The organism is Acinetobacter sp. GQ146, from assembly GCF_059758585.1.
Genome location: NZ_JCAXDV010000002.1, coordinates 536,921 through 559,287 on the forward strand (window position 1 = coordinate 536,921; position 22,367 = coordinate 559,287).

Below are 22,367 nucleotides of genomic sequence, written 5' to 3' on the forward strand. Positions count from 1 at the left end.
CGAACTTTTTCCTATCTTCAAGATTCTATTTCAATTTTCTCATTGGTTTTAACCTGCTTATGTTACTCAGTAATCTTGAAACTGTTCCAGGACATCATATTCGCCAACAACTGGATGTTGTCTATGGCAGTACCGTACGCAGTAAACATGTCGGACGTGACTTACTGGCAGGATTAAAAAATATTGTCGGTGGTGAACTCACTGCCTATACCGAACTCTTAGAAGAGTCACGCCAAGAAGCCATGAACCGGATGATTGAAAAAGCCCGCGCCTTGGGTGCCAATGCCGTGGTCGGCATTCGCTTTTCGACCTCGAATATTGCACAAGGGGCCTCAGAACTGTTCGTCTATGGCACCGCGGTGATTGTTGAACCCCAGCAGCGTATTCCCGATCCTTTTCCAGCATAAGGCACACTCATGGATGGTTTAATTTTCCAAGTCATCATCTTTGCCGTGTTGTTTGCTGTCGGTTGGGGCTTTGGACGGCACAATGAGCGTCAGCACCTCATGCAACTGGCCCAGCAGGAACAACGGCTCGCCTATATTCGCCTCGACAGCAGCCGTTTTAAGCAAAATACTGCGCAGGGACAACTGGTCAGCAGTAACGTGGTGATCTCACATGATTACTTCAAATACATCATTGCCAATCTGCAAAATCTACTTGGTGGTCGACTGACTAGCTATGAAACCGTGGTTGATCGCGCACGTCGCGAAGCCATTGTGCGGCTAAAACTCGAAGCAGAAAAACTCGGTGCGACGCAAATTCAGGGCTTACGCTTAAGTACCACAGAAATGGGCATGCAAGGCGGCATGGTTGAAGTATTTGCTTATGGCACTGCCATTCAAGCACCAGCCGCAACTTAAAATAAAAAAAGCGAGAGGATCGCTATCCATCTCGCTTTTTAATCCCGCATGAACAACTTTATTTGACTTTGGCTTTACGAATCATACGGTACAGCGCACTTGGCGATAAACGCGACATAAATACCGCCAGTGTTTCTTTACGCCCACCGACCACAATATATTCTTCACCTTGCATTAAGGCTTTCACGGTGTCTTGGGCAAAGACATCCGCTTCCAAACCATTGGCCGTCACTTCGTTATCATAACCTTGTGCCTGTCCGGCCCCATTTAAGGCATTAATCGACACATTGGTTTTCACAAACCCGGGGAACACCACAGAAACATCAATGCCCTGATCCGCCATTTCAGCACGTAAGCTGTTTGCCCACATATGAATTGCCCCTTTTGCCGCAGAATAAGAAGCGCGATATTGCACCCCCAATAAACCAGCAATACTGGAGACAAACACGACGCGACCAGACTGCTGCTTTAACAGGGTCGGTAACACTGTTTTGGTTAAAAACACCTGTGAAAAATAATCCACTTCCATAATGGTGCGTTCAGTTTGCATGGTGGTTTCAGCAATCAGGGCACGCTGACTTAAACCGGCATTGTTAATGAGCCAGTCGATCCGACCTTTGGCGGCCAAGACTTGTTCATAGGCATGTAATACTTGGGCTTCATTGGTAATGTCCATACAAATAGACAAATGCTGATCGGGGTTCAACAAACCAACACGGACGGTTTCCAACTCATCATAACGACGTGCAGTTAAAATAACTTGTGCGCCTTGCAAAGCACATTCCTGTGCCAATGCCTTCCCCAAACCTGAAGATGCTCCAGTAATCCATACCACTTTATTTTCTAAACTGTCTAGCTTTGCCATTGTTGTCTATCCTGATTCAATTGCGGCGTGCGCCCTCATTGTTGGTTGAATTTCTTAAAAAAACAAGAAAATGATTGAAATAATGACTCATGGTTTTCGCATCATATTGCGTACCTAACTTGTCGAAACGCTTATAGCCCATTTGCGTGGTGACGTGAATCACCCCATTCAAGGTTTTATCCACCATGACATTAAATTTCAGCATCTGTTTCGGAATCCGAATTAGATGGGTCACCCCTTGATCGACAATGTCGGTAAATGCATGAAGTGCCGGCATGACAGCCTCATTAATCCCCTGCTGCATTTGTTCGGCATTACTCAGCAGTGCCTCTACACTTTGTGAATCGACAGGATAGGATAAGAAGTATTCCCCGTCTTGCTCCGACATCAAACCATGTAAATAATTCACCATCGGCAGCAAGCGTTCATTGCCAAAAAGTGACACTGACCATGGCATATATTTACGCGTGGTTTGCATAATATGCTGAATCACGCGAGCCGATTCCTGATCCCCCGACTGTGACACACGCGTAATCTCGCCAAAGACCTGATCAATCACTTCATAAGATATATCCGCCAGCACCTCCCCCAATGCCTTGGCTAAATTGTCATTTTGCCCTTGATTGAGTTGCTGATGAATGTCCTGAAAACGTTGATGGGTTGCTGATTTCAACTGAAGTGAAATAACATAACTCATTCTATTTTTTCCTTTTTATCAAGTTCTGCGATCTGATGCGCAGTCGTTCTACAAGCTTCATCATAAAACCTATCACCTGCCGTGACAATTGCAGAAACAAAGCATTTGACGAACATCCCAAAGCCCTTATTTTTTTGCTACACTAGGTGCAATTTTTTATTCACTTTTTATCTGTTCTGACTATGACTGATTCTGCGCAAAATATTGCTACGACTTACGATCCGACTGAGATCGAGAAAAAATGGTACAAGACTTGGGAAGACAAAGGCTACTTTAAGCCATCGGGTCAAGGCGATTCATTCTGTATCATGATTCCGCCTCCGAACGTCACAGGCAGCTTGCACATGGGTCATGGTTTTAACAATGCCATTATGGATGCCCTAACGCGCTACAACCGTATGTCGGGTAAAAATACCTTATGGCAACCGGGGACTGACCACGCAGGTATTGCAACCCAGATGGTGGTTGAACGTCAGTTGGGCGCGCAAAACATTAGCCGTCATGACTTGGGCCGTGAAAAGTTCATTGAAAAAATCTGGGAATGGAAAGAACAATCGGGGGGCACCATTACCCGTCAAATCCGTCGTCTAGGTTCTTCGGTAGATTGGTCACGTGAACGCTTCACCATGGATGAAGGTTTATCCAATGCGGTGAAAGAAGTGTTCGTAAAACTGCATGAAGATGGCTTGATTTACCGTGGTAAACGCCTCGTTAACTGGGACCCGAAATTACAAACGGCGCTTTCTGACCTTGAAGTAGAGTCAGACAAAGAAGAAGCCGGTTCACTGTGGCACTTCAAATATTTCTTTGAAGATAAATCACTGCGCACGCACGATGGTAAAGATCACATCGTGGTGGCAACCACGCGTCCTGAAACATTACTCGGTGATACAGCTGTTGCAGTTGCGCTAGATGATGAACGCTATACGCATCTTGTCGGTCAGAACATCATTCTGCCGATTACAGGTCGCGCTGTTCCTATCGTTAAAGATGAGTATGTTGATAAAGAATTCGGGACAGGCTGTGTAAAAATTACCCCTGCACACGACTTCAATGACTATGAAGTGGGCAAACGCTGCGAATTGCCAATCATCAACATCTTCAACAAAAATGCTGAAGTGTTGGCTGAATTTGAATACATTGCCAAAGCGGGCGAGCAAATTTCTAAAACCATCGCTGCACCCGCAGACTATGTGGGTTTAGAGCGTTTTGCTGCACGTAAGAAATTGGTTGAACAAGCGGAAGCTGAAGGCTGGTTAGACCAAATTCAACCGTATACCTTGAAACCACCTCGTGGCGACCGTTCAGGCGTGATCGTTGAGCCATTATTGACCGACCAATGGTATGTGAAAATTGCACCACTGGCTGAACCTGCCATTGAAGCAGTGAAAGATGGTCGCATCAAGTTTGTTCCAGAGCAGTACAGCAACATGTACATGGCGTGGATGAACAACATTCAAGACTGGTGTATTTCACGTCAGCTCTGGTGGGGTCACCGTATTCCGGCTTGGTACGATGCGCAAGGTAATGTCTTTGTGGGTCGTGACGAAGCAGAAGTACGTGCTAACAACAACATCCCTGCTGATGTTGCATTGAGTCAAGATGAAGATGTATTGGATACATGGTTCTCTTCTGCCCTGTGGACCTTCTCAACTTTAGGTTGGACAGGCGACAAAGCCAAAGACGCGGAAAACTATTTCCTCAATACCTTCCACCCAACGGATGTGTTGGTAACAGGTTTTGACATCATCTTCTTCTGGGTCGCGCGCATGATCATGATGACCATGCACTTCATGAAAAATGAAGATGGCACGCCACAAGTTCCGTTCAAAACGGTGTATGTACATGGTTTAGTCCGTGATGGTGAAGGTCAGAAAATGTCGAAGTCGAAGGGTAACGTACTTGACCCATTAGACTTGATTGATGGTGTAGACCTTGAAACTTTGGTACAAAAACGTACCACTGGTTTGATGAACCCGAAACAAGCAGCGAAAATTGAAAAATCGACCCGTAAAGAGTTCCCAGAAGGTATTCAGGCTTACGGTACAGATGCTGTGCGTTTCACCTTCTGTGCGCTTGCCAATACAGGTCGTGACATCAAGTTCGATATGAAGCGTGTTGAAGGTTACCGTAACTTCTGTAACAAGATTTGGAATGCCACCCGTTTTGTATTGATGAATATTGAAGGTCAAACCGTGGGGCAAACTGCACGTCCTGATCTTTGGGAATTGCCTGAACAATGGATTATGAGCCGTTTACAAAAAGCGGAAGCTGCGGTTCAACAAGCCTTTGCAACCTACCGTTTAGACTTGGCTGCTCAAGCAATTTATGACTTCATTTGGAATGAATACTGCGACTGGTATGTCGAACTAACCAAGCCAGTATTAAACGATGCAGAAGTGTCTGAAGAGCGTAAAGCTGAAGTTCGTCGTGTGTTGTTGGCGGTGATGGAAGCATCTTTACGTTTAGCTCACCCAATTATGCCGTACTTGACTGAAGAAATTTGGCAAACGCTTGCGCCAATGCTCGGTATTCAAGGTGAAACCATTATGACTGCGGCATACCCTGTGCCTGCTCAAGAGAAAATCAATGAGCAAGCTGAAGCAGACATGCAGTGGTTACAAGGTTTGATTGGTGCGGTGCGTAACATCCGTGGTGAAATGGGCTTAGGTAATGCACGTTTATTACCAGTTCTGCTTCAAAACACCACTGAAGCTGAAAAAGCACAGATCACCCGTATTGAAGCCTTGTTTAAAGCTTTAGCGAAAGTTGAAAGCATTACTTTCCTAAATGATGCTGAACAACCACCATTGTCTTCATCTTCTGTTGTGGGTCACGTATCTGTATTTGTTCCAATGAAGGGTTTAATTGACCCGAAAGCAGAATTGGGTCGCCTTCAAAAAGACTTAGACAAAGTGCAAAAGCAGCATGACCAGATTGCAACTAAATTGGGCAATGAAGGTTTTGTGGCAAAAGCACCTGCGGCTGTGGTTGAAGGTGAAAAAGCGAAATTGGCTGAGTTTGCTGACCAGTTAGCAAAGATTAAAGCGAATATGGAGCAGATTGCGGCGCTTTAAGTTATTGTAATTTAAAATTTAAGATGTAGTATATGGGCTGATTATTCAGCCCTTTATTATTTTAATTATGAAATACTTAATGAATATTAGTGGAAATACTCCACATGCAAAAATTGAAAATATTGATATTCCACTAAATGGAAAAAACTTAATCATTACTGGCAGGAATGGAAGTGGTAAAACCAGTTTTTTAACAACATTGGAAAGGAATATATTAAATAAACTTGAAAAAAAAGATCAGCAATTATTACAATCTCAGAGAAATATCGAAAGCTGGACAAATTATCGTAATACACTTGCTAAAACGTCTGAGCAATATTTTAGTATATCCACACAAATAGAAAATGAACAAAAAAATATTCAACTATTAAATAGTAGTCTTCAGCTAAATTTTAATAGCTTTGATGAATTGCAATCAAATTACGATAATTTTAAAGCAATTTTTAGAAGCTTTCCTGCTATGCGTATTTCCTCTATAAATCACGCCACACAAACCACCTCCCTCATCGAAGAAAAAACTATTGCGAAACAAAATTTCAAACAAAACTTAGGATCAAAGCTCGAACAACATCTTATAAATATAAAAACATCCGAGGCTTTTGCAAAAGGGATTGAAAAAGATGAAATCAAAGGTAAGAAATTTGAAGAATGGTTCCTATTTTTCGACATATCTTTAAAAAAATTATTTGAAAATAATAATGCTGAATTAGTATTTTCAAATGAAGAAAGAAAATTTCGAATAACTGATGGTAAGCTTGTATCATCCTTTCAAGATTTATCATCTGGTTATAAAGCTATTTTTGATATTTATGCTGACTTACTGTTAAGAACTGAGTTTTTTGATATTACTCCATCTGAACTTCAAGGCATTGTCTTAATCGATGAGATAGATGCTCATTTGCATATTTCACTTCAAAAATTAATATTACCTTTCTTTACTGAATCTTTTCCAAATATTCAATTTATTGTAAGCACTCACTCACCATTTGTTATTACATCAACAGATAATAATACTGTGATTTATGATGTCTCTACTGGCGAATTTTTCGAAGAGGATTTGAGTCGATATTCTTATGAATCTGTAATTAAAGGATTATTTCATGTAAATCCTATGAGTGCTGAAACAAAAGAATCTGTTAAAATACTTAAAAATCTTTTAGATGAAAATCCTACTCAATATGATTTTATAAGATCAGTTATCAAAGACTTAATTCCACTAGAAAAAAATGATCTATTAGACAAAAAAGTAAAAACTCTCTATCTTCAGGCTATTAACTTACTCATAGACAACAATGAGCTTGGAGATCTAGATGTTTAAAGTATCTAGATCTGTTAGACCTTCTGATTGGATAACAAAAAATTATCGGGATCCTTTGGTTGTACGTGCTTTAAGAAGAGATTTTCATGGCAAATGTTATATCTGTGAACAGAAACATTTCCCAAACTTAAATGTAGAACATTTTATTCCACATTTAGATGATGAAGCTCTTAAACTTGATTGGAATAATCTTTATTTTGCATGTTCAAGATGTAATTCAATTAAAAATAAGTATTACGACAATATGCTAGATTGCTGTAATCACAATCATTTAGTTGAAGAGTGGATTAAGGCTTACTATAGTAATTTTGACGATGATATTGAAGTTATTAATGCATGTCCTACCGATAACCCTTTTTACGAAAAAGCTTCCGTTTCCCAAGCATTAATTACGAACTGCTACAATAAAAGTGATTCTAGTGGAGCGCAAGAAATATCCAAAGAAAATCTACGTGAAAAAATTCTAGACGAATATAATGATTTCCTAACATTGCGGATAAGTTTAATCAGAAACTTAGATAAGTTATTAGATGAGGATAAAATTAAAGAAGCTAATAAAATTAAGCTTCGTTTGAAATCACATTATCCATTCTCTGCGATTTTGCGTGGAGCATTAGAAAAAGATTCCAGATTAAGAGATGTTCTAGAAGAAATTGAAAATCTCGAACTTCAGCAATCTGCTTAACTCTAACCCTCTCCCTTTGGGAGAGGGAGCATCCTTTGTGAATTTAATAGTTATTCGATACTCAACGTTCCCTCTCCTTTCAGGAGATGAGCAGCGTTGCTGCACAAGGGGAGAGGTGCTTTTATAGGCTTACAACACCCCATGCCCCAACAACATCTCCACCCCACTCACCTTTTTCATATGCTTTAAACGCTCTTTTTCCCACTTCAACTGCTGCTTTAACTCAGCACAGTCAGCATCTATGGCTTTATACACATCACTAATATGTACATGCTCTGCTTTCACCTTTTTCGCCAACTGAAAAGAATCTAAAATCTCAGTAATTTGACTTTCAAGTTGCTGACTTTGTGCATCCAACGCCAGTTTATAAAACTTCACTTGCTCCGCAGATAACGCTTTTGCGCCTACGCCTTTATTCTGTTCAAGCTGCAACTGAAGTTTCAGCAAATAAAATAAATCCTGCTGTTCATAGGCCTGACTGGCTTGTTGGAACAACTCGGTTTTTTCTGCTTTTTTAGACTCGTCTTGTTCACGGTCAGGATGAATCATTGCGGCAATTTTTAAATATACGGTTTTCAGCGACTGCGCTGCCATCTGCTCGGCTTGTTCTCGCTTTTGTTGCTGTCTTTGCTGTTTGGCTTGTTCACGCGCTTGTTGCTGCTCGGCAGCATAGTGTTCAAAGTCATCTGCATACGATGTTATTTGCTCATCACGTTCAGGCTGATCCATACTTATGTGCTGTGCTTTTTTAATTTTCTTAGCGGACTGTTGTGTATGTTGCTGATAAAAATTATAAATCTCATCGACAAGTTGTAGCTGTTGGTTGGAGAGCATTTTGGAATGCTTGAGCATACGCGCACGCTGGGCAATGCTTTCATCCAGTTGCTGCATATCCGCTTTGGAAAATTCATGCAGGTGTAGCACATGCCAAAGCTGTTGCAACTGCTGAAACAAGACACTATGCAATTCGTTATAGACAGGCAGCAGTTTTTGCCGTGTGTGTTGTTGAATTTCGGCTTGGGCATTTTTCCATGTGGTAAGGCTGATTTTTTGCTGTTCGATTTTATCAATCAGGCGATTCAGCTTTTTCTGCTGTGGAGACTGTTCCGCCCTTTGCTGTATGCTGACTTTAAGATCGAAAGACATCGCCAATCCCCACTAAAAACAAGCACTATAGCAATATTCAAGTCAGGGCGAAACGTCAACACAATATGTAAACAAGACCTTCATTTCAGCTGCTGTATAGCCATGTGCATTATTTATGGGCAACTGGGCAATGTGGATTTCCCCATCAAATAAGTGTGCCCAAAAATTCAAAGTTGCCGATTAAATATACAATCAGTAGCGTAAATAGATATTCCCCATCAGATAAAACAACTATTTAATATTTTAAATTCAAATAGATAGTATTAAAAAATATCTTAGCCATTGAATTTTCTTGCTGATGCTGTTCTTCAATTATTGTTTATTTATATTAAAAACATTATGTTATTTAATATCACAATCTTGCTTAGGCATAGTTTCTGCTTTGTTCACTGATGACTTCGTCCATCACGCTTAAATTTGTTTAAATCTTAGACAGTTATCATTAACAAAGCATCAACAATCTGGGCTTCGCAAGCGGTTAAAACTCGCGCTAAGATGAAGTGAAAGCTGTTTGTCTAACAAACAGATATATGCAAAAAACAAATAAGCTGATGGATATTCAGTCAATAAATAAAGCGAATGATGACAATAAAACACAAGGAGTTTTATCTATGTTACTTAAACGGTCTCTAACCTCTCTATTCTGTGCCAGTACCTTAGTACTTGGGCTGAGCGCTTGTAGTGACAAATCACCAAGTAGTAATGAAACAGCGACCAAAGACAACGCGACTTCGGGGACTTTAGACAAAATTAAACAGTCTGGTACCATTGTGCTTGGCTACCGCGACTCTTCTATTCCCTTTTCCTATATTGCCGATAATCCGAACCAACCTGTCGGTTATGCTCATGATTTACAGCTGAAAGTGGTGGATGCCGTAAAACAAAAACTGAATATGCCTGACCTGAAAATTCGCTATAACTTGGTCACCAGTCAAAATCGTATTCCTTTGGTGTCGAATGGTACAGTCGACTTAGAATGTGGTTCGACCACCAACAACAAAGAACGTCAGCAACAGGTCGATTTTTCGGTGGGCTTTTTTGAAGTGGGCTCTCGCCTACTCACCGCCAAAGATTCTGGGGTTAAAGATTTTGCCGACTTGAAAGGTAAAAAACTGGTCACGACTGCGGGCACAACCTCTGAACGGTATATCCGCCAACATGAAAAAGAACTGGGGATTGGAGAAATTATTTCTGCCAAAGACCATGCTGAATCCTTCCTGATGCTGCAAAACGGACGTGCCGCTGCATTTATGATGGATGATATTTTACTGGCCGGGGAAAAATCCAAATCTAAAGATCCCGATCATTGGGTGATTGTCGGAACATCGCCAGTCCATGAAATTTATGGCTGTATGCTGCGTAAAGGCGACCCTGAATTTAAACAAGTGGTGGATGATGCGATTAAATCGGTGTATAGCTCAGGTGAAATTAACAACATGTACAAGAAATGGTTTGAGCAACCGATTCCACCGAAAAACATTAACCTAAACTTCCCGATGTCTGACCAACTCAAAGCTTTGATTAGTGCACCGCATGACCGTGATCAATAATATTGTTGATCACTGATCTTTTATAATTCAGGCAGGTTCAACACCTGTCTGATAGAAAGACTGGAGCTCCTATGAACTATAGCTGGAACTGGGGCGTATTGTTTCAATCTACTGGTGTCGGTGACAGTACCTATTTGAACTGGATTTTAACGGGTCTAGGATGGTTACTGGTCATTGCCCTTGTGGCGTGGTCAATTGCTTTCGTGCTAGGCAGTCTGCTTGGCATTATGCGTACGCTTCCGAACAAAACTGCTCGTGCCATTGGCACAGCCTATGTGACCATTTTTCGTAATGTCCCATTATTAATTCAATTGTTTATTTGGTTTTATGTGGCACCCAATTTCCTACCCGGCTCGCTACATGATTGGTGGGTAAATGACCTGAGTGCCAGTACCAGTGCACTGATTTCCGCCAGTATTGGTTTAGGTTTATTTACCGCAGCGCGGGTATGTGAACAAGTCCGTACAGGGATTGAAGCCCTGCCGACTGGACAAGTCAATGCAGGCTATGCCTTGGGTTTTAGTACGGCACAGCTGTACCGTCACATTATTTTGCCGCAGTCATTTCGCACTATTTTGCCACCATTAAGCTCGGAACTGACCAACTGTGTGAAAAACACGTCAATTGCATCATTGGTTGGTGTGGCAGAAATTATTTCGCAAATGAAAACCATCAGTGAGTACACTCAAAACACCATCGAGATTTATACCTACGTCACCATTATTTTTATTGTGATTAATATCTGCCTGATTCAATTGATGACTTTGCTGGAAAAACGCTTACGCATTCCAGGCCTAATTGCGGGAGATAAATAATGGATTGGCTCACTGCATTTTTTCAAGATTTACATCTCTCTGCGCCTGCTTTATGGCATGGTCTGAGCATTACTTTAAAAGTTGTGATTCTAGCCACGCTGGGCGGGATTTTTATTGGAACCTTGCTGGCGCTGATGCGGCTTTCTTCCATCCGTGCCCTAAATTTAATCGCGCAGGCGTATGTGAATTTGTTCCGTTCCATCCCCTTGCTGCTGGTGCTGATGTGGTTTTACTTTGCGGTTCCATTTTTCTACACTGCGATTACGGGCACTTATCTGACCATTGATACCGCATTGGTGTCGAGTATTGTGGCGTTCATGTTGTTTGAAGCGGCTTATTTCTCGGAAATTGTCCGCGCAGGCATTCAGTCCATTCCCAAAGGTCAAAGTGCTGCAGCCTATGCTTTGGGCATGAATTATAGTCAGTCCATGCGATTAATTATTCTGCCGCAAGCCTTTCGGAAAATGACCCCGCTGTTACTGCAACAAACCATTATCTTGTTCCAAGACTCCACCATGGTCTATGCCATTGGCTTGCTGGACTTTTTCCGTACCAATTATGTCCGTGGCGACCTGATGTCATTATTGACCCAGTACATTCTATTTGCCGGTCTGGTTTACTTTAGCGTCAGTGCCTTGGCGACATTTGCCGTGAAAAAACTACAAAGGAGATTAAAAGTATGAGTGATAAAAAAGTAATGATTGATCTCCAAAACGTCAGTAAATGGTATCAAGATTTTCAGGTGCTGACCGATTGCAGCACGCAAATTTGCCAAGGTGAAGTGGTGGTGGTCTGCGGCCCTTCAGGCTCAGGTAAATCTACTTTAATTAAAACCGTTAATGGTTTGGAACCCTTTCAAAAAGGGCAAATTTATGTCGATGGCATTCCCATTGCCGACCCGAAAACCGACCTGAACAAACTGCGTAGCCGTGTGGGAATGGTGTTCCAGCATTTTGAATTATTCCCCCACTTAAGTATCACTGAAAACCTGACCATTGCCCAGATTAAAGTATTGGGGCGCAGTGCAGAGGAAGCCAAGAAAAAAGGACTCGCCTATTTGGATCGGGTTGGTCTGAGTTCCCAAGCCAGCAAGTACCCGGCGCAACTTTCGGGCGGTCAGCAGCAACGGGTTGCGATTGCCCGTGCATTGAGTATGGACCCGATTGCGATGCTGTTTGATGAACCGACCTCGGCACTCGATCCAGAAATGATTAACGAAGTACTGGATGTGATGGTTGGACTGGCAAAAGAAGGCATGACCATGATGTGCGTGACCCATGAAATGGGCTTTGCCCGCCAAGTGGCAAATCGCATTATTTTTATGGATCAGGGCAAAATTGTCGAAGACTGTACCAAAGATGAATTTTTTAACACTCCGCGCGGAGAACGTGCACAACTATTCCTAGATAATATTTTGCACTAAACCCTGTCTCACCAAGTGCTGGCATGTTGCTGCACTTGGTGAATGAATACCACCGCAAGGCTCTCTGTAGAACCCTCAATCACTCTGCTCTCAATTCTGAATCCATCCACTGATACTCTTGATCAGTTGGTTAATCAAATAGACCATCAGTCTTATGGATTTTCTGAACAATAATTTAATTTATCACTATGATTTCTAATTTAATTCTTCTAAATCTCTAATTTTCTTGTATTTAAAATATGTCAATTACAGCACTGTTTTAAGTCAATACGCACTATTTTCCACCCAATTCATCATAATTTCATCAAAATTGGTGCATTTTTTGCTTAGCTATTTTCATGAACGGAGTATTTTGAAGAAGGACTCCAATTTTTAGATTTACTAAACTATTTTGGTGCAAAATCATTTCCCATATTTGTACCTAAAGTCGTATTTAGCACTTTTTTCGAGCAAACTATGCAAGATATCGATTTACTTTTTCTACTGCTAGGCGCAGTGCTGGTACTGGCAATGCATGCTGGTTTCGCATTTTTAGAACTCGGAACAGTTCGACATAAAAATCAGGTCAATGCGCTCAGTAAAATCCTGACTGATTTTGCACTTTCTGCAATGGCATACTTTTTTGTGGGTTATTACATTGCCTACGGACACCATTTTTTCCACATGGGTGCCACCTTAGCCGCTGATCATGGTTATAACTTGATGCGTTGCTTCTTTTTATTAACCTTTGCTGCAGCCATTCCAGCCATTATTTCGGGCGGGATTGCTGAACGAGCCAAAATGCGTTCCCAAGCAATTGCCACCTTATTACTGGTGGCATTGGTTTATCCTTTTTTTGAAGGGATCGTCTGGAACGGAAACTTAGGCATACAAGCCTGGTTAGAACACACTTTTGGTGCACCATTTCATGACTTTGCAGGTTCAGTGGTCGTGCATGCCATGGGCGGTTGGATTGCCTTAGCCGCGGTGATTCTTTTGGGTGCACGCCATGGCCGCTATAAAAAAGATGGTCGTGTCAGTGCACATCCGCCCTCTTCCATCCCGTTCCTTGCACTAGGGTCTTGGATTCTGATTGTGGGTTGGTTTGGCTTTAACGTCATGAGTGCTCAGCGTTTAGATGCCATTTCAGGCATGGTCGCGATTAACTCCTTAATGGCCATGGTGGGTGGCACCATTACCGCCAACATGATCGGTAAAAATGACCCCGGATTCTTACACAATGGACCCCTCGCAGGCTTGGTAGCGATTTGTGCAGGCTCAGACATAGTGCATCCTTTTGGTGCATTAGTGATTGGTGCCATTGCAGGCATCATCTTTGTGAAATTCTTCACTTATACCCAAAACAAACTCAAAGTTGATGATGTGCTTGGGGTTTGGCCCTTACACGGCATTTGTGGCGCATTTGGTGGCTTGGCTGTGGGCATTTTCGGACAACAATGGTTAGGTGGCATCGGTGGCATTTCCATGATGTCACAAGTGATCGGCACACTATTTGCCATTGTGATTGCGCTGGCTGGTGGCTTCGTGGTTTATGGCGGCTTAAAAGCATGTATTGGCATTCGTCTATCACAAGAAGATGAATTCCGTGGCGCAGATTTGTCTATTCACAAAATTTCAGCCAATTCCGATGACAGTATGTTTTAATCTTTTTCATTTTCTGCATGTTGCGAAGCGATTTTCAAGAATCGCTTTTTTATGCATGTTCTACACATAGAGATCTCGCCCAACCACCCGTGCTTGAGCACATAATTCTGCTGCTACTCCCCTGCGTTTAAGATTCAATTAAGTCTGCCTTAAGATCGCTTTGCTCTAATCAGTGCATCGAATCTTTCTCAGCTCGGCAAGATGATGTCAGAATTACAACGATTTAGTCTGTCCCAAGCCCTGATTTTACTGATCAGTTTTTTATTGCTACAGACTTTTTTCCCTGTCGCAGGACAACTCGACTTAAGCCTCATTCAGCCTTGGACAGGACTACATGGTGAGTTTCCTTGGCGCTATAACTGGTTTTTGGAAACCCTAAACCATCGTTATATCAAAAATCTCATTATTTGCTGTGATGTCATTTTTCTGGGTCTGTGGCTTGCCAGTTTCAAAGTGGAAAGTCTTGCCCCGCAGCGTTGGCAATATGCCTATCTGATTTTCTTGGTCATCTTCAGTAGCAGTATGATTGGTATCCTTAAATCCCAATCAGGACATGCCTGCCCTTGGAATATGACCGATCCCACGGCTACAGGATTTCTGTGGAATTTTAGCCTGCGGCACGGGCACTGTTTCCCGGGCGGACATGCCGCCACTGGCTTTTCCCTAATGGCAGGCTTCTTTGCATTTCGCCAAAGTCAGCCCAAACGGGCTTATTTTTATTTGCTCGCAGGCTTGATATTGGGCTTTGCAATGGGCTGGGCACAAATGATGCGTGGCGCGCATTTTCTTAGTCACAATCTTTGGACGGCGTGGGTCATTTGGAGTTGTAATGTTTGCCTCTATCCAATGTTTAACAAATATTTAGTGCGTCAAGGCATAACACATTCCGCTCAAGTGTCGTCGGACTTACCCGCAGTTCAAGCTATGACAGCCGCATCAAACAAAGAAGCCGCATAAGCGGCTTCTGGGGAAATCCATTTAAATCGACTTAAGATGATAAGCAAAGTGATCTTCACCATCTGCGCTAAATAGACCCGTATCAATTGCAGGGTATTATAAAACCGTGATCTTGAAACATCTGGGTCTAGATGACCGAACTGAGGCTATCCATTCAAACAAGCAAAATGCTTATCTTACAAAATGAGGCTGGATTTATTCATGGACCGGCTGATTTTGCGGAAATTGAATCTGTACAAATAATCCACCCAAGCTTTCACTGCGACCAAACTGGATTTTTCCGCCTAGGTGTTCTGTGGCTTTCTGCACAATCGACAAGCCCAAGCCACTGCCCATTTCCAAATGATGATGAATCCGATAAAACCGCTTCATAATCTGCTCATACAGCTCAGGTTCAATGCCGGGTCCACTGTCCTCAACTTGAATCATCGCATTGCCATCTTGAGAAAAAATAGACACATTAATCACGCCACCTTTAGGTGTGTATTTAATCGCATTATCAATCAAATTATAAATAATGGAGCGTGCGGCAAATTCAATCCCATACACCACAACTTCTTCCTGCCGTTCCATACCCAAATCAATATCTTTTTGCAAAGCCACATGGATTAATTGCTCAACACAATTTACGGCCACTTGGTTTAAGTAAAAGGGATGCAAAGTGACAGTATCTAGGCTGCTGGCATCTTGCTTGGCCAAATCCAGTAACTGGCTAATCAGATGCTGAATACGAATAAGCCCCTGACTTAATTTTTCTAGTGCCGCATGTTCTGGAAATTCACGTAATAAAATCTGCATCTGTAAGTTCAGGGCAGTAATCGGCGTTCTGAGTTCATGGGCAGCATCGGCAATAAACTGGCGTTGTTCCTGCTGTGCTGAAGAAATCCGCTCAAAGAGATAATTCATCTCTTGAATGGTAGGAATCAATTCCACAGGATAACGGTTCAAGCGAATCGGACTCAGTTCATCGAGTCCACGGCGTGCAATTTCTTGTCTAAATTCATCCAAGGGTCTGAGGCTACGCAAAATCACCCAACCTAAGCCCCATAAAATAAAAGGAATCATCAGCAGATAAGGCACAAACATGCTGCCAGCCAATTCCAGTGCTAGATGACGTCGGACAGTTAAAGGCTGACTGACTTGAATTTGATAGGTGTCTGTGGGGAGAACATAGGTTCTCCAGTCACCTTGGCTGGTCGCCTGATCGTAAAAACCAGCCTGCTTCACCTGATGTAACAACAAATTAAACTGATGATCTGGCTGCTTTTGTTTTTCCCAGACATCAACAAATAAATCTTCTTCGTGGTAGTGTTTGTGCATGTCGTAATGACTTTTGATCGGCTCGGGATCATGCGCTGCAACACGTTCCGCCAAATTTTGCATTTGCGCATCAATAATTTCATCAATTTCACCTAATGAAATCCAATACGCTGTAAAAATAAGCAAACCACCCAACAATAGACTAAAACCTGAAACAAATAGAATTAAGCGTTGCTTCAGCGACATTTTGGCCCGTTTTTCAGTCCATCGTTGCATCATGTTTTTAGTCCAATTTACCTAAACGATAACCCAAACCACGAATCGTCCGAATAAAATCTTTTCCCAGTTTGGCACGTAAGTGATGTACATAGACTTCAATGGTATTGCTATTCACTTCACTGTCGAAGTCATACAGCTTATCTTCTAAATTGGCTTTGGAAAAAATCTTGTTCGGGAAACTCACCAACGGAACCAGAATCGCCCATTCTCGATTCGACAGTTCTAATTCCTGCCCATTCAGCAAGGCAATATGTTGTTCAACATCTAACTCCAAATGGCCATAGCGCAATAAGCTCACTTCTGAGCTGACGGTTTCATGATTACTTCGACGTAACAAGGCCTGAATCCGTGCCAGTAACTCAACAAATTCATACGGTTTAACCAAATAATCATCTGCACCCTGATTTAAACCATCAACCCGATTTTGAACCTGATCACGTGCAGAAATAATCAATACAGGCAAGGCTGGAAAGCTCTGACGGATTTTAGCAAGCACTTGCATGCCATCCATCATGGGCAGCCCTAAATCCAGCAACACCAAATCAAAAGGCTGTTGCGACAACAGTTTTAACGCATCTAAACCGTTATTGACCCACTCAACGGCATAGTCATGCAATTCCAGTAAGGTTTTACTGGATTCTGCAATCATAAAATCATCTTCAATCATTAAGATTTTAGTCATTCTTGTTATTCCGACTTAGGCTTTGCCCGTTGAGTTACTATTACATTGTTTTAACATATCATGTTTTTCATCAATCACTTGGGTTTGTACATCCAGTAGACTCAAAAGGGTTGGGAATAAATTGTCTTGACTACGTACTGCCTGTTTTTGTTGTTGCAAACAGTTCACTTGCTCAGGATTATGCTGCTGCCAAGCCCCCGAGAACCACATGATCATTGGCACATGCGTTTGTTGACTCGGTGCAATCGCATAAGGTGCACCATGCAAATACATCCCACTTTCACCGGTTGATTCGCCATGGTCGGACAAATACCAGAATCCAGTTTGATAATTCGGCACCGCTTGAATGGTCTGAATCACCTGATTTAAAACATGGTCAGTGTAGACAATCGAGTTATCATAACTATTGAGTAACTCATCATGACTACAGCCCTGAATCGCATTGGTATTACACAGCGGTTTAAATGGCTGGAATTTTTCCGTCGAACGTTTGTAATACGCAGGACCATGACTACCCATTTGGTGTAAAACAACCAACTGTGGGGTTTTATCGTCGGCTGGAGTGCTGGCGAGGTAGCTTTTTAAGCTATCCACCAAAAGTTCATCCCTACACTCGCCTTCAGCATCACACCATTTCTGTTTTAATGCCGCTGGAATTTCAAATTTGTGTACACGATCACAAGCACCTTTACAGCCCGAATTGTTGTCAATCCAAGTGACTTTATAACCTGCACGTTGTGCAATATCGAGGAGACCTTCTCGATGGCTTGCCAATTTTTCATCATAATTCACACGAGGCATACCCGAGAACATACACGGCACTGACACCGCTGTTGCCGTACCACAGGAACTCACCTGAGAGAAGTTTATGACGTTTTGTTTCGACAATTCTGGATTGGTATTTTTTGCATAACCATTTAACGAGAAACTTTCTGCACGCGCTGTTTCGCCCACCACCAATACCATGAGTTTAGGCAAATTTTGTCCACTGGTTTTTTCAACACGATGGGCGTCTGTACCATAAGTGACTAAAGGCAGATTTTCTTTCGGGGCTTTCTTTTTATAGTAAGAGCTTAATGATGCAATCATGTTTTGCGGGGAAATCATGCCTTTTAAATCGCGGTTCTCACGGAAAATTGCAGCAAAATCGACATAAAAAACAAACAATAATGCCAAGACCATAACCAACGACATCACAGCGGCTGCCGATTTTTTCATGACTTGGCGAAGCATCAGCTCAGGCTTAATTTGCACCAGAATAATGGCCAAAATTGGCAATATGGTCATGCCAAGGGTCCAGGTCAGCAATTGCCATGACCAAGTATCACGTGCTTCAGCCATATCGGTTTGCATTAGGTTTTGAATTTGATCCGGGGTAATTAAAACCCCCAGACTACTAACCGCATAAGAGGCAAAACCTCCCAAAAACACCAATACAATCGCAATCGGTTTCGCGGTATATCTCCAATTAAATAACTGAAAGATAAAAGTATAGGCTGCAATTAAGACACCCGCTGAAGCAGCAACAAATAGACCCGATTTAAACCCCGTATACGGGGTTAAAGCATGTAGTTTTTCATAAAAAGCGTAGTTCAGAAAAACCGCCAACCAAATCGCAAGCAGCGAGTTAAAGGTCAAAAGCGAAATTGGTCTGGTCTTGAATTTTTGTCGCAGCATTTGTTATCACAATTAAAAAAACCTTAGCCTGTGAGCTAAGATAAAAAAATAAACTTAAAACTGACTTAAAATAAAAAAAGGACGCTGCTTTTGCACCGTCCTTTTGAATGGTTTTTTAGAGTTAAAATTAGAACTTGAATTCTAAACCTGTACCGACAACAGGTTGTTTAGTCTCTAAGTCACCACGTTCAAGTGTTAAATAGCCACCATAGCCATACAACTTCACTTGCTTACTGAACGCATAGTCTACGCCTGCCATAATTTGGTCAGCATCGTAATCATCAGAGTTATCTTTAAAGCTAGTAGAGTTCGCGCTGTACTGTGCTTTAATGGTCCATGCTTTTGCTGATGGGAAGTTATATTCCGCACCCACTAACCAGCCGTCAGATTTATCAATATTCGCTGCAGCTGCATCATTGCCTTTTTCGTTGTTTACTTCAGAGGTTTGGTATAACGCTTTTAATGCCAAGCTATTGTTGAGCACATTTAAACGACCAATCGCACGCAGTGTATCTGCTGCAGCAAAAGCTGTACTAGCGACTGTACTAGTCACTTCTGGTGCAGAAGCATTTGCCATACCACGACCTGCAAATGTGGTTGGTACTGCTTGGTCATACGCCACACCTGCAACAAACATTGGGCTGTCATACACCAAAGAAGCCGACCAAGTGTCGCCTAAACCACGACCACCCGCTTTAGAAGCACCATTACCTTTAGAAATACCGCTATCTTCACCTGTTGCAAGTAAAGCATTAAATTTGATTGCACCTGTTGGTAAAGTCAGCGCAGGAGATTCATAAACTACTACATTCGCAAGACGTACTTCACCCGTCATAATGCCTGTAATATCTGCTTTGTTCGCAACATAGTTATTGAACGTATCAACAACACCAGACAGTTGTTTTAATGGCGTGTCATGTGCACCGACTTTCACTGTACCCAATTTTGCATCTTTTAAACCCACGTAGCGGTTACGAGCAGACCAATCAGTCCCGTCACCATCGGCATTAAATGCCCACTCAGCCAAGTAAACTGCACTTAGGCGATCATTTAATTTTTCATCCCCTTTGACACCAAGGTAAGAACTGTTTGAACTAACCTCTACAACATCTTTATCTGAAGTACCCGAAGCATTATCTTCTGGTAAATAGTCCACACTTGCATCAATCTCACCATAGAACGTTGGTGCTGCAAAAGTTGAACCCGCTAACAAACTTAAAGCAATCGCTGCTGCAATTTTGGTTTTCATTAATCATTTTCCCTGGTGTTAATTTTGTTACAAATATTACATTGCAGTGACATATTACAAAAGGATGAATTTTTTATTTATATATATGTTTTAATACTTTAGGCTAACTTAGGCCAAACAACTGAATTGTAAGATTATTTTTCAACCACCATCCATCGAAAAATTGTAACAAGACAGAGAATCGCGATAAAAAGAATAAAAAAGAGGTAGTTTGCATAGCCTAAAGCATCTGCAAACATCCCACTCACGCTATATAAAAGGCCGCTAATGGTTGCCATTAAAGCAACCTGAAAGGTGAAATCTGTTGCGGCAAAATTGGGGCGACTATAGTGCATAATCATGGTGAGCATAACGACTAACAGCATGGCGGATACACAATCTTCAGCAGCATTAATCGCATAAATCAGCCATGTACTCACCGCCTGCTGTTGTTCATATTGATAAGCCAACCAGCAATAAGCTGCCAAACACATAATTTTAAGTAAAGAAAACCACCACAGCGCATGAGTACGCGGCATTCGCTTGAGCAATGCACCAGCCAGCCCGGCGCCACATAAAGCCGCCAGCGCCCCCAGCATCGTAATGTACAAGCCTATTTGACTAAAACTTAAGCCCAAATCCACCATCAAAGGTTTCAGCAAAGGACCAGCCAAACCATCAGCAATTTTAAAAGTACACAGCACCGCTAGCCAACGCCATAAATTCGGGCTGCTACGGTAATACGCTAAATACTGACGGATAGCCCTATATTTTTGTGAGTAAGATAAGGACTGATGCTGAACCGTGTTATTTCTTTTGGGTTCTTGATAACGCCAAATGGGCAAGGTGTTGAATAACACCAAAGCGGCGAGCAACCCGAAGCTTATACGCCAATCGAACAGATCAAGCATCCAGAGTACAGCACCCCCTCCAATGATAAAGCCCAGACGCGACCCGATCACCTGAAAGGTATTGCCCCAATGCTGCTGCTCAGTTTTTAGAATGCGTACCGCAAGTCCATCGGTAGCGACATCCTGCGTTGCCCCCACAAAATTGATCGCCAGGAGCACAATAAAAAACAGGCCGAGATATAAAGGCTGCTGCAATAAATGAATCGGTAAAAATGACAGCATGATCAGCAAAATGACGGTCAATAATTGTGTAGGTACAATCCAGCTGCGATAATGTCCACGCTGATTATTTCCCAAGCGGTCGACCCATGGTGCCCAGAGAATCTTAATCGACCAAGGCAACATTAACAGACCAAAACCGCCAATATGAGTTAGCGATACGCCCTCTGCTCTTAGAATAACGGGCAGTGCATGCGTCATAAAGCCGACGGGTAAACCTTGTGCCCAATACAGCGAGAACAATAGCAGATATATATTCTGTGCTATGGGCATGGCGACCATCCGGTTGGTTAATTTTTCACACAATGCTGAGCATTTTTGCATATTTCGGCTCACATTTTGCCAATGAAGCGCGAGAAGTGAAAGCGTAATATCAAGAAAAACCAAGAATATTTGTCAGGATGACAAGCCCATGTCTGCGTCTCGCTTCCCTACCTTACCGCCGCATGTGCCTGCACGAGGCTCGCGTTGGAGTAAGTCTCTTTTCCGGAAAATTTTTCTGGCGCAAGGCTGGTCATTTGAGGGTGAGTTTCCAGACTTAGCCAAAGCTGTCGCAATTATTTCCCCACATACCTCAAATATCGATGCCTGGCATGGTTTTACAGCCCTCTTAGGTTTGGGAATTCAAATTACCGTGTTTGGTAAGCACACCTTGTTCCATACCCCGCTTAAGCCTTTGCTAGAATGGGTGGGTGTGATTCCTGTTAATCGAGCGACCCCACATGGACTCACCCAGCAAATTATCCAGATTATTCAGAATAAAGATCAAATTTGGGTGGGTATGGCACCTGAAGGTACGCGTAAAAGTGCCAACACTATAAAAAGTGGCTTTTATCGAATTGCTGTTGGGGCACAGATTCCGATTGTGATGTTTGCTTTTGATTATGAAAAGAAAATGATTCGCTGTTTAGGCGTATTTCATCCCTCTGGAAATTTTAACGAAGATTTGCCTAAAATTCTGGCCTGCTATTCGGGACAGTTCTCGGCAAAAAATCCTGCATGGTTAGCCAAACCGTTACAAACTCTCGTCAAAAAGTGACTGGAAAAACATGCCAAAATTTGCTCTGATGT

The 22,367-nt window shown here is 42.3% G+C and carries 20 protein-coding genes; 12 read left to right on the forward strand and 8 right to left on the reverse strand.

Translation table 11 applies throughout. The annotated features are described in order from the left end of the window. Nucleotides 1-59 precede the first annotated feature (59 nt). Together AC6CHI_RS05800 and AC6CHI_RS05805 are read left to right on the forward strand one after the other, a co-directional pair. A complete protein-coding gene (locus tag AC6CHI_RS05800; protein WP_498119977.1) occupies nucleotides 60-407 on the forward strand; it encodes a YbjQ family protein in 348 nt (115 codons plus the stop codon). A 9-nt stretch (nucleotides 408-416) separates the two neighbouring features. Beyond that, nucleotides 417-863, forward strand: a complete 447-nt coding sequence (locus tag AC6CHI_RS05805; protein ID WP_498119978.1) for a YbjQ family protein — start codon at nucleotides 417-419, stop codon at nucleotides 861-863. 58 nt (nucleotides 864-921) lie between these two features. On the opposite strand, the gene AC6CHI_RS05810 is transcribed toward AC6CHI_RS05805, so the two are convergent. Then, nucleotides 922-1,728 (reverse strand): SDR family NAD(P)-dependent oxidoreductase, encoded by an 807-nt coding sequence (locus tag AC6CHI_RS05810; protein WP_458891195.1) that lies wholly within the window; start codon nucleotides 1,726-1,728, stop codon nucleotides 922-924. A 16-nt stretch (nucleotides 1,729-1,744) separates the two neighbouring features. Beyond that, a complete protein-coding gene (locus tag AC6CHI_RS05815; protein ID WP_498119980.1) occupies nucleotides 1,745-2,425 on the reverse strand; it encodes a hypothetical protein in 681 nt (226 codons plus the stop codon). Between the two features lie 182 nt (nucleotides 2,426-2,607). Here AC6CHI_RS05815 and AC6CHI_RS05820 point away from each other — a divergent pair, with 182 nt between their 5' ends. The 3 genes from AC6CHI_RS05820 to AC6CHI_RS05830 all read left to right on the forward strand — a co-directional run bounded on the left by AC6CHI_RS05820 (nucleotide 2,608) and on the right by AC6CHI_RS05830 (nucleotide 7,505). Next, entirely contained in the window at nucleotides 2,608-5,502 is a 2,895-nt protein-coding gene (locus AC6CHI_RS05820) for a valine--tRNA ligase (RefSeq protein WP_498119982.1), read from the forward strand. Between the two features lie 79 nt (nucleotides 5,503-5,581). Beyond that, nucleotides 5,582-6,820 carry an AAA family ATPase gene (locus tag AC6CHI_RS05825; protein ID WP_498119983.1) on the forward strand — a complete coding sequence of 413 codons (1,239 nt, stop codon included), beginning with the start codon at nucleotides 5,582-5,584 and terminating at the stop codon, nucleotides 6,818-6,820. Beyond that, nucleotides 6,813-7,505: an HNH endonuclease gene (locus AC6CHI_RS05830; RefSeq protein ID WP_498119984.1), complete on the forward strand. Its 693-nt coding sequence runs from the start codon at nucleotides 6,813-6,815 to the stop codon at nucleotides 7,503-7,505. The genes AC6CHI_RS05825 and AC6CHI_RS05830 overlap by 8 nt, the downstream gene beginning before the upstream one ends. A gap of 129 nt (nucleotides 7,506-7,634) precedes the next feature. Here AC6CHI_RS05830 and AC6CHI_RS05835 read toward each other — a convergent pair whose 3' ends face one another. Continuing rightward, on the reverse strand, nucleotides 7,635-8,651 hold the full coding sequence (locus AC6CHI_RS05835; protein WP_498119986.1) for a molecular chaperone DnaJ: 1,017 nt from the start codon (nucleotides 8,649-8,651) through the stop codon (nucleotides 7,635-7,637). A 611-nt stretch (nucleotides 8,652-9,262) separates the two neighbouring features. Here AC6CHI_RS05835 and AC6CHI_RS05840 point away from each other — a divergent pair. From AC6CHI_RS05840 to AC6CHI_RS05865, 6 genes are all read left to right on the forward strand, one after another. Next, on the forward strand, nucleotides 9,263-10,201 hold the full coding sequence (locus AC6CHI_RS05840; protein WP_498119988.1) for a transporter substrate-binding domain-containing protein: 939 nt from the start codon (nucleotides 9,263-9,265) through the stop codon (nucleotides 10,199-10,201). Between the two features lie 71 nt (nucleotides 10,202-10,272). Continuing rightward, on the forward strand, nucleotides 10,273-11,016 hold the full coding sequence (locus AC6CHI_RS05845; RefSeq protein ID WP_458891188.1) for an amino acid ABC transporter permease: 744 nt from the start codon (nucleotides 10,273-10,275) through the stop codon (nucleotides 11,014-11,016). Beyond that, on the forward strand, nucleotides 11,016-11,699 hold the full coding sequence (locus AC6CHI_RS05850) for an ABC transporter permease subunit (protein WP_458891187.1): 684 nt from the start codon (nucleotides 11,016-11,018) through the stop codon (nucleotides 11,697-11,699). The genes AC6CHI_RS05845 and AC6CHI_RS05850 overlap by 1 nt, the downstream gene beginning before the upstream one ends. Before the next feature lie 14 nt (nucleotides 11,700-11,713). Next, a complete protein-coding gene (locus tag AC6CHI_RS05855; RefSeq protein ID WP_498120073.1) occupies nucleotides 11,714-12,439 on the forward strand; it encodes an amino acid ABC transporter ATP-binding protein in 726 nt (241 codons plus the stop codon). Between the two features lie 456 nt (nucleotides 12,440-12,895). Then, nucleotides 12,896-14,083, forward strand: a complete 1,188-nt coding sequence (locus AC6CHI_RS05860; RefSeq protein WP_498119990.1) for an ammonium transporter — start codon at nucleotides 12,896-12,898, stop codon at nucleotides 14,081-14,083. A 204-nt stretch (nucleotides 14,084-14,287) separates the two neighbouring features. After that, entirely contained in the window at nucleotides 14,288-15,040 is a 753-nt protein-coding gene (locus AC6CHI_RS05865) for a phosphatase PAP2 family protein (protein ID WP_498119992.1), read from the forward strand. A gap of 195 nt (nucleotides 15,041-15,235) precedes the next feature. On the opposite strand, the gene AC6CHI_RS05870 is transcribed toward AC6CHI_RS05865, so the two are convergent. The 5 genes from AC6CHI_RS05870 to AC6CHI_RS05890 form a co-directional block, all read right to left on the reverse strand. Continuing rightward, nucleotides 15,236-16,576 (reverse strand): sensor histidine kinase, encoded by a 1,341-nt coding sequence (locus AC6CHI_RS05870; RefSeq protein ID WP_498120074.1) that lies wholly within the window; start codon nucleotides 16,574-16,576, stop codon nucleotides 15,236-15,238. A gap of 7 nt (nucleotides 16,577-16,583) precedes the next feature. Then, nucleotides 16,584-17,261, reverse strand: coding sequence for a response regulator transcription factor (locus AC6CHI_RS05875; RefSeq protein WP_498119994.1), 678 nt, complete (start codon nucleotides 17,259-17,261; stop codon nucleotides 16,584-16,586). Between the two features lie 15 nt (nucleotides 17,262-17,276). Then, nucleotides 17,277-18,938 carry a phosphoethanolamine transferase gene (locus tag AC6CHI_RS05880; RefSeq protein WP_498119995.1) on the reverse strand — a complete coding sequence of 554 codons (1,662 nt, stop codon included), beginning with the start codon at nucleotides 18,936-18,938 and terminating at the stop codon, nucleotides 17,277-17,279. 127 nt (nucleotides 18,939-19,065) lie between these two features. Further along, nucleotides 19,066-20,187: a porin gene (locus AC6CHI_RS05885; RefSeq protein ID WP_498119997.1), complete on the reverse strand. Its 1,122-nt coding sequence runs from the start codon at nucleotides 20,185-20,187 to the stop codon at nucleotides 19,066-19,068. 134 nt (nucleotides 20,188-20,321) lie between these two features. Beyond that, nucleotides 20,322-21,569, reverse strand: coding sequence for an MFS transporter (locus AC6CHI_RS05890; protein WP_498120076.1), 1,248 nt, complete (start codon nucleotides 21,567-21,569; stop codon nucleotides 20,322-20,324). A 139-nt stretch (nucleotides 21,570-21,708) separates the two neighbouring features. On the opposite strand from AC6CHI_RS05890, the gene AC6CHI_RS05895 reads away from it, so the two are divergent. Beyond that, on the forward strand, nucleotides 21,709-22,335 hold the full coding sequence (locus AC6CHI_RS05895) for a 1-acyl-sn-glycerol-3-phosphate acyltransferase (RefSeq protein WP_458891179.1): 627 nt from the start codon (nucleotides 21,709-21,711) through the stop codon (nucleotides 22,333-22,335). The last annotated feature ends 32 nt before the right edge of the window (nucleotides 22,336-22,367 follow it).